The organism is Kineosporia sp. NBRC 101677, from assembly GCF_030269265.1.
Taxonomy (GTDB): Bacteria; Actinomycetota; Actinomycetes; order Actinomycetales; family Kineosporiaceae; genus Kineosporia; species Kineosporia rhizophila.
Genome location: NZ_BSTA01000004.1, coordinates 560397 through 580490, shown reverse-complemented (window position 1 = coordinate 580490; position 20094 = coordinate 560397). Strand labels below are relative to the sequence as shown.

General features: G+C 70.8%; 18 protein-coding genes. 5 read left to right on the top strand and 13 right to left on the bottom strand.

The genetic code is table 11. The annotated features are described in order from the left end of the window. Positions 1-54 precede the first annotated feature (54 nt). The 3 genes from QSK18_RS15375 to QSK18_RS15365 form a co-directional block, all read right to left on the bottom strand. Positions 55-708 (bottom strand): class I SAM-dependent methyltransferase, encoded by a 654-nt coding sequence (locus QSK18_RS15375; protein ID WP_285619794.1) that lies wholly within the window; start codon positions 706-708, stop codon positions 55-57. Between the two features lie 15 nt (positions 709-723). Further along, positions 724-1668 (bottom strand): uroporphyrinogen decarboxylase/cobalamine-independent methonine synthase family protein, encoded by a 945-nt coding sequence (locus QSK18_RS15370; RefSeq protein ID WP_502894198.1) that lies wholly within the window; start codon positions 1666-1668, stop codon positions 724-726. Positions 1669-1912: 244 nt separating this feature from the next. Continuing rightward, positions 1913-2527, bottom strand: a complete 615-nt coding sequence (locus QSK18_RS15365) for a hypothetical protein (RefSeq protein ID WP_285619790.1) — start codon at positions 2525-2527, stop codon at positions 1913-1915. Positions 2528-2852: 325 nt separating this feature from the next. Between QSK18_RS15365 and QSK18_RS15360 the strand changes: the two genes are divergently transcribed. Beyond that, positions 2853-3659 carry a VOC family protein gene (locus QSK18_RS15360; RefSeq protein WP_232811670.1) on the top strand — a complete coding sequence of 269 codons (807 nt, stop codon included), beginning with the start codon at positions 2853-2855 and terminating at the stop codon, positions 3657-3659. A gap of 21 nt (positions 3660-3680) precedes the next feature. On the opposite strand, the gene QSK18_RS15355 is transcribed toward QSK18_RS15360, so the two are convergent. From QSK18_RS15355 to QSK18_RS15315, 9 genes are all read right to left on the bottom strand, one after another. Further along, positions 3681-4826, bottom strand: coding sequence for a sensor histidine kinase (locus tag QSK18_RS15355; protein ID WP_232811671.1), 1146 nt, complete (start codon positions 4824-4826; stop codon positions 3681-3683). A 26-nt stretch (positions 4827-4852) separates the two neighbouring features. After that, positions 4853-5956 carry a tRNA 2-thiouridine(34) synthase MnmA gene (mnmA, locus tag QSK18_RS15350; RefSeq protein WP_285619788.1) on the bottom strand — a complete coding sequence of 368 codons (1104 nt, stop codon included), beginning with the start codon at positions 5954-5956 and terminating at the stop codon, positions 4853-4855. Then, complete coding sequence (locus QSK18_RS15345; RefSeq protein ID WP_232811673.1) at positions 5953-7224, bottom strand: cysteine desulfurase family protein; 1272 nt, start codon at positions 7222-7224, stop codon at positions 5953-5955. Before QSK18_RS15345 ends, mnmA begins: the two co-directional genes overlap by 4 nt. A 77-nt stretch (positions 7225-7301) precedes the next feature. Beyond that, complete coding sequence (locus tag QSK18_RS15340) at positions 7302-8276, bottom strand: electron transfer flavoprotein subunit alpha/FixB family protein (RefSeq protein WP_285619785.1); 975 nt, start codon at positions 8274-8276, stop codon at positions 7302-7304. A gap of 29 nt (positions 8277-8305) precedes the next feature. Then, positions 8306-9085, bottom strand: coding sequence for an electron transfer flavoprotein subunit beta/FixA family protein (locus QSK18_RS15335; protein ID WP_232811675.1), 780 nt, complete (start codon positions 9083-9085; stop codon positions 8306-8308). A gap of 197 nt (positions 9086-9282) precedes the next feature. Beyond that, positions 9283-10482 (bottom strand): hypothetical protein, encoded by a 1200-nt coding sequence (locus QSK18_RS15330; protein ID WP_285619780.1) that lies wholly within the window; start codon positions 10480-10482, stop codon positions 9283-9285. A gap of 71 nt (positions 10483-10553) precedes the next feature. After that, positions 10554-11957 carry a methyltransferase domain-containing protein gene (locus QSK18_RS15325; RefSeq protein ID WP_285619778.1) on the bottom strand — a complete coding sequence of 468 codons (1404 nt, stop codon included), beginning with the start codon at positions 11955-11957 and terminating at the stop codon, positions 10554-10556. A 605-nt stretch (positions 11958-12562) separates the two neighbouring features. Then, positions 12563-13342 carry an enoyl-CoA hydratase/isomerase family protein gene (locus QSK18_RS15320; protein ID WP_285619776.1) on the bottom strand — a complete coding sequence of 260 codons (780 nt, stop codon included), beginning with the start codon at positions 13340-13342 and terminating at the stop codon, positions 12563-12565. Positions 13343-13477: 135 nt separating this feature from the next. Next, a complete protein-coding gene (locus tag QSK18_RS15315) occupies positions 13478-13933 on the bottom strand; it encodes a T3SS (YopN, CesT) and YbjN peptide-binding chaperone 1 (RefSeq protein ID WP_232811679.1) in 456 nt (151 codons plus the stop codon). Positions 13934-14053: 120 nt separating this feature from the next. Between QSK18_RS15315 and glgX the strand changes: the two genes are divergently transcribed. Then, positions 14054-16198, top strand: coding sequence for a glycogen debranching protein GlgX (gene glgX / locus QSK18_RS15310; protein WP_285619773.1), 2145 nt, complete (start codon positions 14054-14056; stop codon positions 16196-16198). Between the two features lie 69 nt (positions 16199-16267). Here glgX and QSK18_RS15305 read toward each other — a convergent pair whose 3' ends face one another. After that, on the bottom strand, positions 16268-17008 hold the full coding sequence (locus QSK18_RS15305) for a GNAT family N-acetyltransferase (protein WP_285619771.1): 741 nt from the start codon (positions 17006-17008) through the stop codon (positions 16268-16270). A gap of 332 nt (positions 17009-17340) precedes the next feature. On the opposite strand from QSK18_RS15305, the gene QSK18_RS15300 reads away from it, so the two are divergent. From QSK18_RS15300 to QSK18_RS15290, 3 genes are read left to right on the top strand one after another with little or no spacing between them, the layout of a single operon-like run. After that, entirely contained in the window at positions 17341-18282 is a 942-nt protein-coding gene (locus QSK18_RS15300; protein WP_502894197.1) for an amino acid ABC transporter permease, read from the top strand. Further along, positions 18279-19037, top strand: coding sequence for an amino acid ABC transporter ATP-binding protein (locus QSK18_RS15295; RefSeq protein WP_285619767.1), 759 nt, complete (start codon positions 18279-18281; stop codon positions 19035-19037). Before QSK18_RS15300 ends, QSK18_RS15295 begins: the two co-directional genes overlap by 4 nt. A gap of 34 nt (positions 19038-19071) precedes the next feature. Further along, on the top strand, positions 19072-20067 hold the full coding sequence (locus QSK18_RS15290; protein WP_285619765.1) for a transporter substrate-binding domain-containing protein: 996 nt from the start codon (positions 19072-19074) through the stop codon (positions 20065-20067). Positions 20068-20094 lie beyond the last annotated feature (27 nt).

The following is a 20094-nucleotide window of genomic DNA, read 5'->3' as shown; positions in this document are numbered from 1 at the left end:
CATTGAACCGCGCCCCACCGACATTCTTCGCGACGAAGGAGCCGCGGCGGACGCTCAGGCCGGCCGGTGGAACTCGGCCAGCTGCTCCGGCCCGTGGCCGGTGAGGTTCGACAACCGCAGATCCCCGCCCGCGAACGAGCGCAGCTCAGCCTCGGTGAGGGGCCACGGCGGTCCCTCTTGCGGGTCAGCGCCGTGACCGAGCACGAACGTGATCACCAGCAACGTGCCGCCCGGCGCCACCAGCGACGAGACCCCCGAGACCGCGCGCTCACGCACCGACCGGGACATGGCCTGCACGGTGTAGATCTCCACCACCAGGTCGAACGCGCCGACCAGATCGGGTGCGAGCTGCAGCAGATCGGCCTGACGGTAGGTCACGGCGGAGGCGGGGTAGCGCTCCCGGCACAGCCGCAGCGCCGTCTCCGAGATGTCGAAACCCGTGGTGGCCAGGCCCAGCGCGGCCAGGTACTCGGCGTCCGCCCCCATCCCGCAGCCGACCACGACCGCCTGGGCCGACCCGTCCACCGAATGTTCCCCGAACCACCCGGTCAGCGCCGGATGCGGCTCCTCACGGGGCCAGGGTCTGGTCACCTCGCCGTCGGCGGCGGCCCGGTAGAGCTCCTCGAACCAACGGGTCGGGGTGCCGTCGGCATTGGCCGCCGCGGCCAGCCGATCGGCCTCGCCCTGCCACCGGACCGGTTCACTCATGTCCGTTCCTGCCCCTCATGCGTCGTAGGCCCGGTCGGCCAGGATCCGCGCCGCCTCCCGGGCGATCTTCAGGGCAGCACGGGCCTGCACCGGCGAAGCCCCGGCGAGGCCACAGGTCGGGGTGACGACCACGTCGGCTGCGCTCTTCGGAGCCAGGCCGAGCTTGCGCCAGGGCGTCCAGATCGCGTCGGCAACCGCCTGGGGACGGGTGTCGGCAGCGGTCGGAACGGCCCCGGCCCACAGGGCGGTGCCGTTCTCGGTGGCCTCGGCCATCTGCTCCCAGCGCTGCGTTCCGAGCTGCGAGATGTCCAGGGACAGCGCATCGGCACCGGTGCGCAGGAGCACGTCGACCGGTGGCTTGGACGCACAACTGTGGACGACGGTGCGCACCGCCCCTGCGGAACGCGCGGCTTCCAGCACGGTCTGCAGACCTTCGACGACGATCGGCTCATCGATCGCCCGCAGCCGGCCGAAGCCGCTGGCGGTGGGCAGGGTGCCGGCCAGCACCGCCTGCACGCCCGGCTCGTCGACCTGCAGGATCAGCTGGGCGCCGGGCACCAGCCGGGCCACCTCTCCGAGGTGCTGGCGGACCCCCTCGGCCAGGGAGGCGACCAGGTCCCGGCAGGCGCCGGGATCGACCACCACCCGCTCCAGACGGGCCAGCCAGAGGCTCGCGGCCAGCGTCCACGGGCCGGTGACCTGCAGCTTGAGCGGCCCCTGGTAGCCGTCGGCGATCTCGGCGAGCACGTCCAGGTCCTGACGCAGCCAGGCCCGGATGCGGTTGTGGTCGCGGCCGGGGTGGTCGACCAGGCGCCAGCCGGAGGGCTGCAGGTCGACGGGCAGGTCGACGAGAAGCCCGGCCCCACGGCCGATCATGTCCGCCCCGGGCCCGCGGGCCGGCAGCTCCGGCAGATAGGGCACCGCGGGCGGTTCGCCGAGCTCGCCGAAGGTGATGCGCATGGTGTCGACGACGTCGGTGCCGGGCCAGGAGCCGATTCCGGTGGCCGCGGCCGGCCCGATCTTCAGCTCGTTCTCCGGCGCGGCGGGCCCGTCAAGGGGGAGGTCACCGGGCAGATGCAGGAAAGAGGACGACGACACGCCCCGAGCCTACGGTGCGCCCGAGCACAGCGTCACCGAGCTCCACCGGCACCCGAGCCGCCGCTGCCCCCGGAGGCGCGGCACCCGTCCATTGTTGGAAATGCTCTTAGCGCCCGAGGCACTCCTGCCCGGCCAACACAGCCAGGTCCCCCGTAGCCGCACCGAACTCCCCGCCGGCCACCTCGTCCTTGGTTCGATAGGCGACCGGTGGGCCGGACGAACCCCACACCACGCTGACGACCGTGGCAATGCGCCCGGCCACTGGCCCAGTGAGCATCCGGACCCGTGTGCCGGGTGCGTGGCCGTCGTCGGCAATCGTGAGCAAAGCGTCGAGAATCTGCCTTACCCCCGCTACTGGCGCCCCTTCCAGCCCCAGCCCCAGTAAGGCCCAAAGTCGTTCCGGCGGTTCATCGAGCAGCAGCCTGATGTCGCGGTCGACCTCGGCCAGCAGCAGATCGATCACCGACTCCTCGCCCAGCTCAGCCGCCTCCGCCAGATCTTGCGGGGTAGGCACGAGTTCCGGTGCGCGCTGCATGACTGCTTGATAGAGCGCACTCAGAAGCGCCTGCCGGCCATCCCCGGCGTACAGCTGCAACCCGGCGGCAGCCTGGAGCGGAGGGAATCGCCTCACCAGATGCTCCGCCCGGCCGTCCGGCAATTGGGAAGCCAACTCGGTGTCGCTCAGCCGTTCGGCGAACCGGCGCCGCTCGCGTTGCTCCACGAAGGCCTGACGCCCGGGGTCAGCGCCACGCGGATACACCGTGCGTCCTTCGGAGGCCGGCGTCTCCCCCACCTGGCTCACCCCGGAGCGTTTGGCCCGCCGACGGGCTCGTACACGCTCATCGTCGGTGTCCTGATCATCCATGGCATACCTCCGATCCGGCTCCCACCGTACGACAGGCTCCCCCGCGAGCCTGGAGCCTTACGGAGGTCCGCAGTACCGTGAGCCAGCGATTACTATCCGCATGCTTCGGCCGGACGCCGGCAGGAACGCGGCGGGCTTCACGGGGGCGTCCGCAGTGGCGCCAGGCATTCTGGAGGCGCACGTGGGAATTCGTACCGAACGCTGGCGCGCGGGCACACCGTGCTGGACCGAGCTCACGGTGGAGGACGTGGAGGAGGCGAAGGCCTTCTACGGACCGCTGCTGGGGTGGTCGTTCGAGCGTTCCCCGTCCGACCACTCGCTCGTGCTGGCCACGGTGGACGGGGTGGAGGCGGCCGGGATCACCGAGATCCACGAGGACATCCTGCGCAGCCCCAGCGAGGAGACCGGACGGCCGACCGGCTGGCTGACCTACTTCGCCACCGACAACCTGAACGCCACCGTCGAGGCCGTGCAGGCGAACGATGGACAGGTTCTCCTGCCGCCCCGAGCCTCGGGCACGCGCGGGCACCGGGCCGTGGTCTGCGACCCGACCGGCGCCCCCTTCGGCCTCTGGCAGGCCGGGGACTCGATCGGCGCGGCCCACGTCCAGGACTCGGGCTCGTTCGTCTGGGACGACCTACGCACACCGGATCCGACCGTAGCCCGGGAGTTCTACGTCAAGCTTTTCGGCTTCCGCAACGAAGCGCTCCCCCCGGAGATGGAACCGGACGACAGCTACCAGACCTTCTCGCACCCAGACGAGGAATGGCCGCTGGGCGGCATGGGCCCGATGATGGGCGACACCGAATCCGCCCCCTACTGGCTCAACTACTTTCAGATCCGCGACATCACCGCGGCGCTGGACTTCGTCGAGTCCACGGGCGGGCAGATCACCCAGCGCGACTTCGAGAGCCCCTTCGGCCGGATGGCCTCGATCCGCGACACCCAGGGCAGCCGGTTCTGGCTCATGCAGCCACCGGCTGAGTGAGTCAGGGCGGGTGTTGGAGGCTCAGACAGTCAGCTTGCGTGGCAACCGGGCTCGGACCACGAAGCTTCCGTCCGGTTCCGGTCCAGCCGTCAGCTCACCCCCGAAGGCCGTCACCCGGTCACGCATCCCGTTGATACCCCTGCCGGATCGGGCCCAGGGACGGCGTGGGGCGGCCTTGGCCGAAGAAGCAGCAGTGACGATGTCGACCTGCACGGCGTCGGAGGTCTGGGCGAGGGTGACGGAAATCGGGCAGCCGGGGGCGTGTTTCAGCGCGTTGGTCAGAGCTTCCTGAACTACGCGGTGCAGGGCGAGGGTCAGGCCGGTCGGCAAGGGGTCGGTGTCGCCCTGGTGGGTGAACTCGATGGTCTGGCCGGCGGAACGGGCTCGCTCGATCAGGGTTTCCAGGGGTTCGTGGGCCGGGGTGCGGTCGGCCTCCTCTCCCGGCGGTGTGCCCGGATCGTGCAGGACGTCGAGCAGTTCACGCAGGTCGGTCATCGCCGAGCGGCCGGTGCGGCTGATCGTGGCCAGGCCGTCGCGCACGCCGTCAGGCCGGTCGGGCAGGAGGAAGGGCAGGGCCTCGGACTGCACCACCATGGCCGTGACGTGATGGGTCACCACGTCGTGCAGTTCGCGGGCGATCCGGGCCCGTTCGGCCGCCACCGCTTCTCTCTCCAGCGCGACGCGGCGCTCGGCCTCGGCCCGGGCGCGCGCCCGCAGGCCCTCGCCGACCACCCAGAACAGTGACAGGGCCACGAAGAAGGTGAGCGAGTCGACCGGGCGCTCGGCGTAGGGGGTGTGCTGCATGGCCACGGCGACGACCACGTAGCCCGCGACGGCCGCAGCCGCCACCAGGGCCCGGCGTCGGGCCAGGTGGGCACCGGCACTGTAGAGCGCCACGTACAGACTGAGCCCGGCCGACGTGGGCTGATAGCCGAGCAACTGGTAGATGCCGACCGCCGGACCGACCAGGGCCAGGCACAGGCCGGGCCGGCGGTGCCGCAGCGCGAGCGGCAGGCACTGGGCCAGGATCAGGAAGAACGAGAGCGGGTCGGCGTCCTGGTCACGCAGGTCCTGGTTGCCCAGCGCCACCCCGAACGTGCCGTTGCCGGGCACCAGCGAGGCCACGGTCAGGACCACGGCCAGCAGCACGTCCCGCGAGCGGCGCACCCGGGTCAAGGTTCGGAGCAGTCGGTTCAGCTGGTGGCGCTGATGGTGGACGATCCGATCACCTGAGTGCCCCGGTACAGCACCAGCGTCTGCCCGGTGGCCACCCCCGCGATCGGCTCGATGAGCTCCACGTCGACGGTTGCGGGCAGCGTCTGCACCGGCCCGGCCTCCGGCCCTCCGGCCTTCACCAGACGGGCGGGCACGGCCCGGCCGTGAGCCCGCACCTGCACGATCAGCTCGGCCCCGGGCTCGGGCACTGGGGCGCACCAGGTGGCCTCGGCGCCGGTGATCGTGCTGACCTTCAGCTCTTCGACCGACCCCACGACCACGGTGTTGGACACCGGCTCGATCGAGAGCACGTAACGCGGCCGGCCGTCGGCCGCGGGCCGCCCGAGGGCCAGGCCCTTGCGCTGGCCGACGGTGAAACCGTAGGCGCCGGAGTGCTCGCCGAGCGTTTCGCCGTTGCTGTCCACGATCCGGCCCGGCTGCTCACCGAGGTGCTTGGCCAGGAACCCCTGGGTGTCGCCGTCGGAGATGAAGCAGATGTCGTGGCTGTCGGGCTTCTTGGCCACCCGCAGCCCACGCTCGGCCGCCTCGCGGCGCACGTCTTCCTTCAGGGTGTCGCCCAGCGGGAACATCGAGCGGGCCAGCTGATCGGGCTCCAGCACGGCGAGCACGTACGACTGGTCCTTGCCGGCGTCGACCGCGCGGTGCAGCTCGCGCCCGTCCGGGCCGTCGACGAGCTGGGCGTAGTGCCCGGTGCTGACCGCGTCGAACCCGAGGGCGACGGCCTTGTCGAGCAGCGCGGCGAACTTGATCTTCTGGTTGCAGCGCACGCACGGGTTCGGCGTTCGGCCGGCCCGGTACTCGGTGACGAAGTCCTCGATCACGTCCTGCTGGAACCGCTCGGCCAGATCCCAGATGTAGAACGGGATCCCGAGCACGTCGGCGACCCGGCGGGCGTCCCCCGAGTCCTCGATGGTGCAGCAGCCGCGGGCCCCGGCGCGCAGCGTCTCGGGGTTACGGGCCAGCGCCAGGTGCACGCCGACCACCTCGTGCCCGGCGTCGACCGCGCGGGCCGCGGCCACGGCCGAGTCGACCCCACCGCTCATCGCCGCCAGAACTCTCATCGCCCTACCTCTTCGGCCTGCTTACGCTTGGAAACTCCGGGCGCGGAACTGAGCCCCGCGCCCCGGGCCCGCTCGACCACCGGGCCGATGGCCTGGGCCAGCGCGGTGACGTCGGACGCCGTGGAGGTGTGCCCCAGGGTGAACCGGAGCGCGCCCCGGGCCGTGGTCTCGGGTACGCCCATGGCCAGCAACACGTGACTGGGCTGCGGTACTCCCGCCTGACAGGCCGAACCGGTGGAACATTCCACCCCGCGGGCGTCCAGCAGGTAGAGCAGCGAGTCGCCCTCGCAGCCGGGGAACGTGAAGTGCGCGTTGCCCGGCAGCCTCGAAAGACCCGGAACTGAGGACGGGGGTGCGAGCGTCGGTCCCAGACCGGCCAGTTCGCGCGGGACGGCTCCACTGAGGACGGCATCCGGGACGGCTTCCCAGACGGCCCGGACCAGATCGTTGCGCAACGCCGCGATCCGCTCCCCCTCGGCCTCCTGTCCCTGCACCGCCAGGCTGGTGGCCACGGCGAAGGCACGCAGGGCAGCCACGTCGAGAGTGCCGGAGCGAATGCCCCTCTCCTGCCCGCCGCCGTGCAGACCGGGCACCACGTCCAGCCCCCGGCGGGCCAGCAGCGCGCCGGAGGAGACCGGCCCGCCCAGCTTGTGCCCGCTGACGCTCAGGCAGTCGACCCCGCTGGCGGTGAAGTCGACCGGCAGGTGGCCCACCGCCTGGATCGCGTCGGTGTGCACCGGAATGCCGTGACGGTGGGCCAGTTCCGCGATCTCGGCGATCGGCTGCACCGTGCCGACCTCGTTGTTCGCCCACATCACGGTGACCAGCGCGACCGAGTCGTGACAATCGTCCAAAAGCTCTTTCAGGCCGTCCAGGTCGACGCGGCCGGCGCGGTCGACCGGCATCCAGCGCACGTCCGCCTGCTCGTGGGTGTGCAGCCACTCGACCGGATCGAGCACCGCGTGGTGCTCGATCGGGGAGGCCACGACGGTGCGGCGCCGCGGGTCGGCGGCCCGGCGGGCCCAGTACAGCCCCTTGACCGCCAGATTGTCGGACTCGGTGCCCCCGGCGGTGAAGACCACCTCGCTGGGGCCGGCCCCGAGCGCGACGCCGAGCTGCTCACGCGCCTCCTCCACCACGCGACGCGCGCGGCGGCCGGAGGAGTGCAGGGAAGAGGCGTTGCCGGTGTGGGTCATCTCCTCGGCCATCGCGGCCACCGCTTCGGGCAGCATCGGCGTGGTCGCCGCGTGGTCGAGGTAGGAAGTCACGGGTTCGAGTGTAGGCATGGTGCGGACACCCTGAGGCGGGGGCGGCCGCAGCCACCCCCGCCACTGTGCGCCGGGTCTCAGCCCTTGCGCTTGAGCACCTCTTCGGTGGCCTGCGGCAGCACCTTGAACAGGTCGCCGACCACGCCGAAGTCGACCAGCTCGAAGATCGGCGCCTCCGGGTCCTTGTTCACCGCGACGATCGTCTTGGAGGTCTGCATACCGGCCCGGTGCTGGATCGCGCCGGAGATCCCGCTGGCCACGTAGAGCGTGGGCGAGACCTGCTTGCCGGTCTGGCCGACCTGGCTGCTGTGCGGGTACCAGCCCGCGTCGACCGCGGCCCGGGAGGCGCCGACGGCCCCGCCGAGCGCGTCGGCGAAGCTCTCGACCGGGGTGAAGTCACCGTCGGTGCCGCGCCCGCCGGAGACCACGATCGCGGCCTCGGTGAGCTCGGGACGGCCGCCCTTCTCCTTCGTCCGGCGCTCGACGACCCGGGCGGTCCTGGCCCCGTCGGAGACGGTGACGGGCACGCTGACCACGGCGGGGGTGACCCCGGCGACGGTCTGCGGCTCGGCCGAGTTCGGCTTGACCGTGATCACCGGCACACCCTTGGTGATGGTGGCGGTGACCGCGAAGGCGGCCGCGAACACCGACTGGGTGGTGACCGGCCCGGCCTCACCGGCCTGCACGTCGACCGCGTCGGTGATCAGGCCGGAGTCGAGCTTGACGGCCAGCCGGCCGGCGATCTCCTTGTTCTCGCCCGAGCTGGCCAGCAGCACCGCGGCCACCTTGCCTGAGACCTGCACTGCCTGATGCGTGACCGCAGCCAGGGCCTCGGCCTTGGGCGCGACCAGGTAGTCCTCGATGCCCTCGCCCTCGACCTGGTAGACGGTCTGCGCGCCGTACTCGGCGAGCGTGGCGGCGGCGTTGTCGTACCCCTGGCCGATGAAGACGGCGGCGGGCTCGCCCAGGCGGGCGGCGATGGTGAGCAGTTCGGTGGTGGTCTTGCGGACGGCGCCGTCGACGTGGTCGACGAGCACGAGTACCTGCGACATCTGCGGTTTCCTTTCTGCGGCGAGGGGGGTCAGACCAGCTTGGCGCCGGCGAGGAACTCGACGAGCTTGGTGCCGCCGTCGCCCTCGTCGGTGACGACCTGGCCGGCGGTGCGGGGCGGGCGCGCGGTGACGTCGGCGACCGACGTCCAGGCCGCGGACAGGCCCACCTCGTCGGCGGACAGCCCCAGGTCGGCCAGCGACCAGGTCTGCACCGGCTTCTTCTTGGCCGCCATGATCCCCTTGAACGACGGGAAACGCGGGTCGTTGATCTGGTCGGTGACGCTGACCACGGCGGGCAGCGAGGCCTCGACGATCTCGGTGTTCGCGTCGTTGTCGCGGCGGATCGTGGCCTTGCCGTCGGCCACGGTGAGCTCGCTGGCCAGCGTGACCTGGGGCAGGCCGAGCCGCTCGGCGAGCATCGCCGGGACCACGCCCATCGAGCCGTCGGTGGAGGCCAGGCCGGTCAGGACCAGGTCGAACTCGAGCTTGCCGAGGGCCGCGGCGAGGATCTTGGACGTGGCCAGGGCGTCGGAGCCGTGGATCGCGTCGTCCAGCACGTGCACGCCCTCGTGCGCGCCCATCTGCAGGGCCTTGCGCACGGCGTCACTGGCGTCGTCGGGACCGACGGTGAGCGCGATCACCTTGCCGTCGGTGGCCTCGGCCAGCTTCAGGGCCTCCTCCACCGGGTACTCGTCGAGCTCGGAGAGCAGACCGTCGACGCCGGTGCGGTCGGTCGTGTTGTCGTCCGGCGAGAAGGTCCGGTCGGCCTGGGCGTCCGGTACGTACTTCACACAGACCACGATGTTCATGAGCGCCTCTCGAGTCTTCGCGTGCTTGCGGGGAATCTGCCAGAAGGTGGCTTACTGACCATCCGCTTACCAGGGTTCCAGTTTCTCATCCGGGTTCGGCGGAGCCACTCCTGGGCCGCTGGGTGCACACGCTACTCACGACCGACGGGCTCTTTGACCACCGGCCCGTGAATTAACTCACAAGGACATGTCTTTATTCAGGCCGGAAGGGCCAGTCCGAGGCTCACGCCCATGCCCGGAGTGGGCCGTTCCTCGTTCCCGTCCGGGGCCACGACCGTGCTCGGCGGGCTGGAGGGCACCGGCAGCGTGATCGCCCGGGCGAGGAGGTCCAGGAAGGTCAGGCTGGTGGCCCGGCAGATCATCAGCCGAGCGTTCAGGCCGGCCACCGGCGCGGGCAGCAACTCGTGCAGGTGGTGCTGCAGGTAGAAGTGCCGCCCTTCGCCGATCCAGCCCCCCGAGCCGTAGCACCGGCAGGTCAGGTCGTAGGTCGCCATGGCCTCGGCCTCACGGGCCCGCTTCTCCATCCGGCGGTCCGAGCGCCGGGCGTGCGCTTTGACCCGCTGCCCGAGCATGGCGATGCCACCCCCACCAGCGCCGGCCGCTGCAGCCTTCCAGTCGGCCCGGTAAGCCGGGGCCAGCGTGGCCTCCCCCACTCCGGCCATCGCCAGCGAGCGCGCTGCCGCTGCGAATCCGCAGCGTTGCAGCACATGCACGGTGAGCGCGGCCGGATCCTCGTCCGGCAGGGCGATCCGCTGTGCCTGCCCCGTGAGATCCAGGGCCTGGCGGTAGTTCCCCTGACGCGCGTCGTCGGCCGCGGCAATGGTCAGCATGCGCAGGTCCCGGCAGCCACCCTCCCGGGCGGAACGGGCCAGCGGCGCGGCGGTCAGGAGATCCCCCACCGACACCGCGGCCAGCGCGACGATCCAGTCCAGCCCCGCGGAAGGCTGCGCCCTCTGGGCAGCCTCCTGCACTGCAGCCAGATCGCCCGTGCCGGCCAGAAGTTCGGCTACCCGGGAGAGCAGTTCCAGCCAGGGGCTGCCCTCCTTCTTCAGGGGGGTCACCGTCCGACGTGCGCGCTCGGACTTGGCCTCGCGCAGCTCCTGCAGCAGTTCCAGCGCCTTCGGGTGAATCCCGGCCAGCACTGCCAGTTCTGCCTGACGCACGATGTCCACCCGCTCCAGCGTCGGGTGGACGTCCAGCGCCTCCGCGTACAGCCCCGCCGCCGCCAAGGCATCACTCCACTGCCGCAACACCTCCGGCGGAGGGCCGTCCGCCCGGAGCACACTGGGCGGGATCACCCCTGGCCGCACCGGCATCACCAGGGTGCGTCCGTGCTCCCTGGGTAGTTCGGCGGGCTGCTGGTCCGTCCTGGGTTCCTCGGCAGGGTGCTGGCTCACGGCTGTTCTGTCGGCAGGCCACCCCACCCAGTTGAGCCACCCTGCGCCTTTGACCCAGGACGTACCGCTTGTCAGCGAATACCGGTAATCCCCACGGTCGGGAACGCCGACGGAGGAAGCACCTGCGACAGCTTCCGGTCGACCATGGACAGGCGCTGCCGGGAGCGCACGACCACCGGAGCAGGCTCCGCGCCGGGGTAGGGCAGAACCGTGGCCAGCAGCTCCTCGGGCTTCACCTTCACCTCGCGGGCCCCCGCCTCCGCGGCGAGCGCCTGCAGCTGGTCAGGTACGGGCACCGGGGCATCTGGCGCACCGGTCAGGGCACGAAGCCGCTCCGGCAGCCGGGTGCGCGCCTTCCCCGCCCGAGACATGCCCACACGCCCGACGCTCCCCTGCGCCCGGGCGAACCCCGGCGACGCCCAGTCCTTCGCGCGAGTCGACTCCCCCGTGATCACGAACCGCCCGCCGGGCTTCAGCACCCGCAGCATCTCGGTCAGCGTGCTCGCCGGATCCATCCGCCGGTGTAGCAGCGCATGCGCCACCACCAGATCGAACTTGCCGTCGGGGAAGGGAAGCAGCTCCGGGTCGGCCAGCTCGTCCCCCTGGATCCGCAGCCCGTACTGCTCGGAACGACGCCGGGCAGCAACCAGGGCCGACGTGGCGAGGTCGCTGATCCACAGCCGCCCCACCACACCGGACTGCAGAAGCCCCAACGAGAAGCCGAAAGTAGCCCCCGCACCGATTTCCAGCGCGTTGGCGTAGGGCAGCTTCTCCTTACGGAGCACCCGCGCCCCCACCATCATCGCGAACCTGTCCCTCGCGTACCCCGCCCCCTGCGAGCCTTTCGCTCCGGGGAGGGTGGCCGCCGCGGAAACCGCCGGGGGTGTCTTCTTTTTGGGGACGTCGGTGGCCTCCGTGGATGTGTCAGTCACCACGGGCGTTTCGGTCACCTCAGCAACCCCGGCCGACTTCGCCGCACCGCTCGTCGCGGGCGCCTCGCCGACCCCCACCGCGCCGCTCGCCCCGACCGCGTTGCTGGTCCCGGCCGAACTCCCGGCGTCGCTCGACCCAGTCACCGTGGACTTGTCGCCCAGCGCAGCCGAACCACTCACGCTCTCCGAGACGGCCGTTTCCGCTCCTTCAGTGCCCGCGCCGCTCTTGGGGCGCGCCGCCGAGTCGCTGGCCGGCTCCTCCTCCGCCACCACCTCGGCGGCGGGAGCCGGCTCAGCATCACCGGCCGCAGAAGGCGTGTCGGCCGGCCCAGAAACGGTTGTGGGAGAGGCGGACTCTTCTGATACCTCGTTCACCTCGACGGGCCGACCAGGCTTCGGCGCTGTCGGATTCGGCGCTGTGGGCTCTTCCGCCTCGAACTTTCCGGCCTGCGGTCGGCCTGCACCCGCCGCATCAGCTTCGCCAGCAGCCTCTTTCGTCGCCGCATCTTCCCGGGCCTGCACCTCGTCGACCTGCGCCAGCACCTGGTCCGGCACCTCAGGGGCAGGCGCGACCGGAGCGGCAGGAGTCTCGGCGAGCAGGTCGGCGACATCGGCCGCAGCGGGTGTGGTCACCGGTTCTGCCGCAACAGATCCGGAAGCCGTGAGCGGGACAGACTCAGAAGCACCCGTAGGAGCAGACTCAGAAGCACCCGTCGGAGCAGACTTGGAAGCACCGGTCGGAGCAGGTTCCGCAGCACCCGCCGGAGCAGCATCCGGAACCTTCCCAGCAGCAGCCGCCCCCGCCGAGGAGCTCAGACCCGCAACATCGGCCGGGGTCACCGACGCACTGGCCGACTTACGCGGGGTGGTCTTGCGGGCCGGCGCCCGCTTGGACGTGGGCTTGCGGGGCGACGACTGCGGGGTGGCCTCACCGGCCGCCTTCCGGGCAGCTCCCCGGCCGGCCTGCGCCTTACGCACCGGAGCCTTGCCCGGACGGCCCGCCGATCCACCGTTCCTGCTACCAGTGCCACCCGTGCCACCAGCGCTGCCGGCGCCAGGGGTTCCGGCAGCACCAGGACCCTCCGAGCCGGTGGGGCGGTTCACCCCCGCGCCGTCGGAGCTGCTGCCGGTCGCCTTCTCGTTGCTCATCAACGTCCTTCGAATTCTGCCTTGCCCGGGCCGTTCTCCAGGAACGAGGTGATGCCCAGTGTGCGGTCCTCGGTCGCGAACAGGCCTGCGAAGAGCGCCTGTTCGATCTTCTGACCGGTGGCCAGGTCGGTCTCCAGCCCCCGGTCGACGGCTTCTTTGGCGGCGCGCAGGGCAAGGCCCGCGGCGCCCACGTACTTCGACATCCGGCTGCGGGCGGCCTGGTACACCTGCCCGGCCGGGACCACCTCGTCCACCAGCCCGAGGGCCAGGGCCTCGGCCGCGTCCACGAAACGCCCGGTGAAGATCAGGTCCTTCGCCCGGGAGGGGCCGATCAGCCGGGGCAGGCGCTGAGTTCCGCCCGCCCCCGGGACCAGGCCCAGCAGCACCTCGGGCATGCCGAGCTGCACGTCCTCCGCCGCCACCCGGAAGTCGCAGGCCAGGGCGAGTTCACAGCCGCCCCCGAGCGCGTAGCCGGTGACCGCGGCGACCGTGGGCTTCGGGATCGCCGCGACCTGGTCGAAGGCGTGCTGCAGACGCCCCGCGTGCACCAGGGCCTCGGCGTAGGTCATCTGCTGCATCTCTTTGATGTCGGCACCTGCGGCGAAAACCTTCTCCCCGCCGTACACCACGACTGCGGCCACATCGGCCCGCCGGGACGCCTCCTCCGCCGCCACGCGGATGCCCTCGAGCATCTGCCCGTTCAGCGCGTTCATCTTCGGCCGGTCCAGGCGGATGGTCGCGATCGACTCCTCGACCTCCAGGCGCACGAACTCCGTCACGTCGCCACTCCCCCTCACCCACCGCCGGCCGACCCGGAATGCCCGGAAAACACCGACTCTATCCGCCCGGCCCGGGCGAGGCAGCACCGCAGGACGCCTCGCCCGGATCCCGGCAGCGATCGAAAGGCGCTGGTCTCAGGCGCCGTCGCCGGGCTCGAGGAGCTGCTGGACGGTCTGGTGCCAGGTGCGCACCGAGCCCAGCACCGCCTCGAGCGTGGCGGTGAGCAGCGGGCCCAGGTCCATCCCGTCGGCCACGATCAGGTCGACCGCGACCGCCAGCCGGTCGGCGTTCACCGTGACCTTGACCAGGTTCAGCGCACTGGTGACGGCGTTCGCCGCGCGCAGCCGGGTGATCTCGTCACCGGCCAGGGAGTCGTCCAGCAGCCACTGGCCGAACACCCGCATCATCGGCGGCTGGGTGTCCAGGCAGCGCACGAACAGCATCTGCTCCTGGATCGAGACGGCGACGTCACCGTCCTCGTCGATCCGGGGCTGGTGCCCCTCGTCGATCATGGCGTCCAGCACCTTGCCACGCAGCGGGTGCTCGTCCGGCGGGGGCGGGAAGGAGGGCAGCGACGTGGGATCGGTCATGTCCCAGACCCTAGTCCTTTCACCCGTACGTGCGACGGCGACACCGCTCGACGGCGCTGCTGAGCAGACCGGCGGGCGCCGTAGCCGTGCGCTCACACGCCGTTCCGGCAGACTGGTCCGGTGGCTTCCGGCAGGTCTCTTCCCTATCCCCTCGGTGTGCATCCGCGCGAGGGCGGCATCGACGTGGCCGTGATGGCCTCGCACGCCGATCGTGTGCAGTTGTGCCTGCTGGATCCGGACGTCAACACCGAGGGCCGCTGGAGCGAACGGCGGATCGATCTGCCGAACTGCACCTACGGCATCTGGCACGGCTTCGTCCCGGACGTACCCACCGGGCAGCGCTACGGCTTCCGGGTGCACGGCGAGTGGGATCCGCGGCGCGGGCACCGGCACAACCCCGCCAAGCTGCTGCTCGATCCGTACGCACGGGCGATCGTGCCCCCGGAGCGCCTGCGTCCAGAGCTTTTCGGGCACCACGTCAACGCCGACCTGACCGGCAGCCATCGCAACCCCGACCATCGCGACTCCGCCCCCTTCGCGGCGCACGGCCTCGTCACCGCCGCACCCACGCAGCTCACGTCGACCAAACCGCGCATCCCCTGGGGGCGCACAGTGGTCTACGAGGCGCACGTACGGGGCCTCACGAAAAACCTGCCAGGGGTGCCCGAGGCCCTGCGCGGCACCTACGCCGGGCTCGCCCACCCCGCCACGATCGACTACCTGCACAAGCTCGGCATCACCGCCCTCGAACTCCTGCCGGTGCACGCCAGCCAGTCCGAGGCCCACCTGGAAGCCCGCGGCCTGGTCAACTACTGGGGCTACAACACCCTGGGCTTCTTCGCCCCGAACCCGCTGTACGCCGCCACCGACGACCCGGCCCTGGTGGTCGCCGAGTTCCGGCAGATGGTGCAGGACCTGCACCAGGCCGGGCTCGAGGTGCTGCTCGACGTCGTCTACAACCACACCTGCGAGGCCGGCGTCACCGGCCCCACGCTGTCCTGGCGCGGGCTGGACGCGGCCACCTACTACCGGCTCGACGGTGACGGCCGCGACGTCGACTTCACCGGCTGTGGCAACTCGCTCGACGCCACCCAGACCCGGGTGGTGCAGCTGGTGCTTGACTCACTGCGCTACTGGGTGCAGGAGATGGACGTGGACGGCTTCCGTTTCGACCTGGCCCCCACCCTCGCCCGGGGCCGCAACGAGTTCCACGCCGACCACCCGATGCTGGTGGCCATGCGGGTCGACCCGGTGCTGGCCGGGGCCAAGCTGATCGCCGAGCCGTGGGACGTGGGTCCCGACGGCTGGCGCACCGGCCAGTTCCCGCCCCCGTTCGCCGAGTGGAACGACCGCTACCGCGACGACGTGCGCGACTTCTGGCTGACCTCGGGCGCCCGGGTGGCCAACGGCGAGATACCCGGCGGGTTGCGTGATCTCGGCACCCGCATCGCCGGCTCGGCCGACACCTTCGCGGCCGCCCGCGGCCCGCTGGCCTCGGTCAACTTCGTCACCGCGCACGACGGTCTGACCCTGGCCGACCTGACCGCCTACAACGTCAAGCACAACCACGACAACGGCGAGGACAACCGCGACGGCACCGACAACAACCGCAGCTGGAACCACGGCGTCGAGGGCCCGACCGACGACCCGGTGATCCTGGCCGCCCGGCGCCGCAACATCCGCAACATCCTGGGCACCCTGCTGTTCTCGGCCGGCGTGCCGATGCTGGTGGCGGGCGACGAGTTCGGCCGTACCCAGAACGGCAACAACAACCCCTACTCCCAGGACGGCCCGGTCTCCTGGCTGGACTGGGAGCTGGAGAACTGGCAGGAGGACCTGCTCGCCACCACCCGTCACCTGATCTCGCTGCGGCAGCGCTTCGGCGCCGTGCATCCCTCCCGCTTCTTCACCGGCGAGCACGGCCCGAGCGGTCTGCGCGACGTGGCCTGGTTCGCCGAGGACGGCACCGAGATGACGATGGCGCACTGGGGCGACGGGCAGCGCCGGATGCTGCAGGTGCTGTTCGCCGAACCCCCGGCACCGATCAGCCCCGCAGAGACCACGGGCTCGCTGCTGATGGTGATCGCGGGGGCAGTGCAACCGCCCACCGTGATCCTGCCGGACGTACCCCCGCTCAGTTCGTACCAACTGCTCTGGGACAGCGCCGAGCCGCGCCCGCCCGCGCCCGGCAGTGCCCCCGTCCTGCCCCCGGCGACCGAGATCACTCCCTCTCCCGACTCCGTGCGACTGTACGTGGCTCGCTGAGCCGCCGCGCCAATCGTCCTCAAACAACCCACAAACTAAAGACGTTTGTGGGCCTCGGAGCGCGAACCCTCACTCGGGTGCCGGGCCGGGAACCCGAAGAGCGGCGAACTCCGTACGCCGCCGCAGTTCGAAACCCATTGCCTGGTAAAGCCGGATCGCCCCGACGTTACTGGCCGCCGCGTGCAGCAACGGGGTTTCGCCACGTTCCCGGATACCGTGCGCGACCGCACTCACCAATCGCCCGGCCAGCCCCTGCCGGCGGAACGCCGGATCGGTGCACACCGCGCTGATCTCGGTCCAGCCCGGCGGGTGCAGTCGCTCGCCGGCCATCGCCACCAGTGCACCCCCGCGACGGATTCCGAGGTAGGTACCGAGCAGGTAGGTGCGCGGCAGAAAAGGACCGGGCTGGGTACGCGCGACGAGGTCGAGCATCTCCGGCACGTCAGCCTCTCCTAGTCGCACCGCCTCCGAGTCGGGCGCCGTCTGCAGAGCCGGGGTAGCAACCAGTTGCACCCCCTCTCCGCGCATCTCGAACTCCCAGTCGGCCGGCACCGAGGCGAACAGGTCGGCATCCCCTGAGAGGGCGACCGTGGCACCGGGCCCGGCCAGCTCGGCCAGGTCACGCCAGGCCTGTGGCCCCGGCGAGGGCTCGACCGCCACGAACGGAGAGACGTCGGGCGGGTAGCGCAGCGCGTGCTGCGTGCCCTCGGCCAGGTAGGCGTGGGCCCCGGTGAGCGAGGCCCACGGGGCGTGATCGAGCGGATGCCCCAGCTGGTCGGCGGGGTCGAACGGGCGCTCAACGGTGGTCATCGAACCTCCTGGATCGTCCGGCGCCAGGGGAACCCGGGCCGGTCGGACACCGGTAATCATGACCAATTTGGTTGACAAAAGAAAATGGGCGATTTAGCTTGCTTGTCAACGCCATTCAAGGCGACCGGAATCGTCATCCTGAGGAGGGACGAGCGATGCTTCCTGCTGCCCGCGTCCCCCTGTGCAGGCGCCTGCACGTCGACCTGGTCCTGGTCGGCAGCGCACTCTGTCGAATCTGACCAGGCACGCCTCTTCTCACTGACCCTGCCCACCCGGGCAGGGCTGTCGGTCCTGCCCTCTAGGAGACGTTCTGCGTGAGCGCCGATTCCTCCGTGGCCCAGCCCGTCGTGGCTCCGCCCGAACCTGACCCGCTCGTCACCCAGCCGGTGGTCCAGCTGCGCCACCCCTGGCGCTGGGTCGCCACCGTGGTGGTCGCGGTACTGACCGCCCAGGTCGTGAACGGCCTGGTCACCAACCCGTTCTTTCAGTGGGACCGGTTCGCCCACTGGTTCGCCCAGGCCTCCATCCTCGACGGCCTGCTGCTGACTCTGCAGGTCACGGCCTACAGCGCGGTGCTCGGGCTGGCCGGCGGCATCGTCCTGGCCCTGATGCGCCTGTCGCCCAACCCGCTGCTGCAGGCGGTCAGCTGGACCTACATCTGGCTGTTCCGGTCGATCCCCCTGATCGTGCTGCTGATCTTCCTGTTCAACTTCTCCGCGCTCTACCCCGAGCTCGGCCTGGGCATCCCGTTCGGCCCGGTGTTCACCTCGTTCGCCACCACCGACCTGCTCGGCTACACGGTGATCGCGGTGATCGGGCTGAGCCTGAACGAGGCGGCCTACGCGGCCGAGGTGGTGCGGGCCGGGATCGCCTCGGTCGACCAGGGCCAGCACGAGGCGGCCACCGCCCTGGGGCTGAGCCGCACCCGGCAGTTCCGCCGGATCGTGCTCCCGCAGGCGCTGCGCACCATCGTGCCGGCCTACGTGAACCAGCTGATCGGCCTGATCAAGGCCAGTTCCCTGGTGTTCTACGTGTCGCTGCTCGACCTGTTCGGCGTGGTGCAGAGCATGAGCTCCACCTTCCCCGGGGACATCGTGCCACTGCTGCTCGTGGCCACCGTCTGGTACGTGATCCTGACCAGCATCCTCTCGGTGGTCCAGTACTACGTCGAGCGCTACTACGCCCGCGGCGCCCTGCGCACCGTTCCCCCCACCCCCTGGCAGAAACTGCGCCGGGGCGTGACGAATCTGGTCGTCAACCGGAGGTTCTCGTGACCGCAGTGGAGATCCGTGAGGCGACCAAGTCGTTCGGCACCCACAAGGTGCTCGACGGGGTCGGCCTGAGCATCCCGGCCGGGCAGGTGGCGGCGCTGATCGGCCCGTCCGGCGCCGGCAAGTCCACCCTGCTGCGCACGATCAACCACCTCGACCGGCTCGACCTGGGCTACGTGAAGCTGTTCGGCGAACTGGTCGGCGTGCGCGAACACCGCGGCCGGCTGCACGAACTGAGCGACCGGGCGATCCGGGCCCAGCGCTCCCGGATCGGTTTCGTGTTCCAGAACTTCAACCTGTTCCCGCACCTGACCATCCTCGAGAACGTGATCGAGGCGCCGCTGGCGCACCGCCGCCACCCACCGGCCGAGATCCGGCAGAAGGGGCTGGCCCTGCTGGAGCGGGTCGGGATCGCCGAGAAGGCGCACGCCTACCCGCGTCAGCTCTCCGGCGGGCAGCAGCAGCGCGCGGCCATCGCCCGGGCCCTGGCCCTCGAGCCGGAGCTGATCCTGTTCGACGAGCCGACCTCGGCGCTCGACCCGGAACTGGTCGGCGAGGTGCTCACGGTGATCCGCGACCTGGCCGGCACCGGCACCACCCTGATCATCGTCACGCACGAGATCGCCTTCGCCCGTGAGGTCGCCGACCTGGTCTTCTTCCTCGACGAGGGCCGGCTGGTCGAGCACGGCCCGGCCCGTCAGGTGATCGACCGGCCCGAGCACCCCCGCACCCGCGAGTTCCTCGCCAAGGTCCTGTAACCACCTCCCCCGCAGCACGTTCCCAAGGAGAACCATGTCCAGATCCACCATCGCCCTGGCCACCGTCCTGCTCGTCACCCTGGCGGCCTGCGGTGGCGAGGCCGACGCGACCTCCGCGCCGGCCGGCACGACCGGCAGCAACCAGGTGAAGATCGCGGTGGCCGCCGGCGACCCGTACACCGAGACCACGATCGACATCGACGTGCAGGAGGACCTGCGGGCCAAGCTGCCGGCCGAGATCCGGGACAGCGGCAAGCTGGTGATCGGGGTCGGCGCCCTGCCCGCCGGTTTCCCGCCGCTGGCGTTCGTCGGTACCGACCAGAAGACGGTCACCGGGGCCGAGCCCGACCTGGGCCGGCTGGTCGCCGCCACCCTCGGGCTGGAGGCCGAGGTGTCGAACGTGACCTGGGAGAACCTGTTCGTCGGGATCGACAGCGGCCGCAACGACGTCGGTTTCTCCAACATCACCGACACCGAGGAACGCAAGCAGAAGTACGACTTCGCCGCGTACCGCAAGGACGACCTGGCCTTCCAGGTGAAGAAGGAGAGCACCTGGAACTTCGACGGCGACTACCGCAACCTCGAGGGGCTGGTGGTCAGCGTCGGCCGGGGCACCAACCAGGAGAAGATCCTGCTGGAGTGGCAGAAGAAGCTGCAGGGCGAGGGCAAGGACTTCGAGATCAAGTACTTCCCCGACAACAACAGCATCAAGCTGGCCCTGACCTCGGGCAAGATCGACGCCTACTTCGGCCCCAACCCGGGGATCCAGTACGAGGTCGCCCGGGGCGCCTCGGGCAGCTCGCCCACCCGCGGCGCGGGTCAGTGGTCGGGCGCCGGTGACACGCTGCAGGGTCTGATCGCGGCCACCACGAAGAAGGACAACGGGCTGGTCGAACCGCTGGCCGGGGCGATCGACTACCTGATCGAGAACGGCCAGTACGAGGCCTGGCTCAAGGCCTACCAGCTGGAGAACGAGGCAGTCGAGAAGGCGGAGATCAACCCGCCGGGGCTCCCGCTCGACAACTCCTGAGACCACGAACTGAGGACGTGTGTGCGC

Excerpts from the sequence above, each read along its gene's own strand:
- QSK18_RS15335 (WP_232811675.1), bottom strand. The coding sequence starts at position 9,085 with ATGAACATCGTGGTCTGTGTGAAGTACGTACCGGACGCCCAGGCCGAC.
- QSK18_RS15375 (WP_285619794.1), bottom strand. The coding sequence starts at position 708 with ATGAGTGAACCGGTCCGGTGGCAGGGCGAGGCCGATCGGCTGGCCGCG.
- QSK18_RS15290 (WP_285619765.1), top strand. The coding sequence starts at position 19,072 with ATGTCCAGATCCACCATCGCCCTGGCCACCGTCCTGCTCGTCACCCTG.
- QSK18_RS15370 (WP_502894198.1), bottom strand. The coding sequence starts at position 1,668 with ATGCGCATCACCTTCGGCGAGCTCGGCGAACCGCCCGCGGTGCCCTAT.
- QSK18_RS15305 (WP_285619771.1), bottom strand. The coding sequence starts at position 17,008 with ATGACCACCGTTGAGCGCCCGTTCGACCCCGCCGACCAGCTGGGGCAT.
- QSK18_RS15340 (WP_285619785.1), bottom strand. The coding sequence starts at position 8,276 with ATGTCGCAGGTACTCGTGCTCGTCGACCACGTCGACGGCGCCGTCCGC.
- QSK18_RS15315 (WP_232811679.1), bottom strand. The coding sequence starts at position 13,933 with ATGACCGATCCCACGTCGCTGCCCTCCTTCCCGCCCCCGCCGGACGAG.
- mnmA (WP_285619788.1), bottom strand. The coding sequence starts at position 5,956 with ATGAGAGTTCTGGCGGCGATGAGCGGTGGGGTCGACTCGGCCGTGGCC.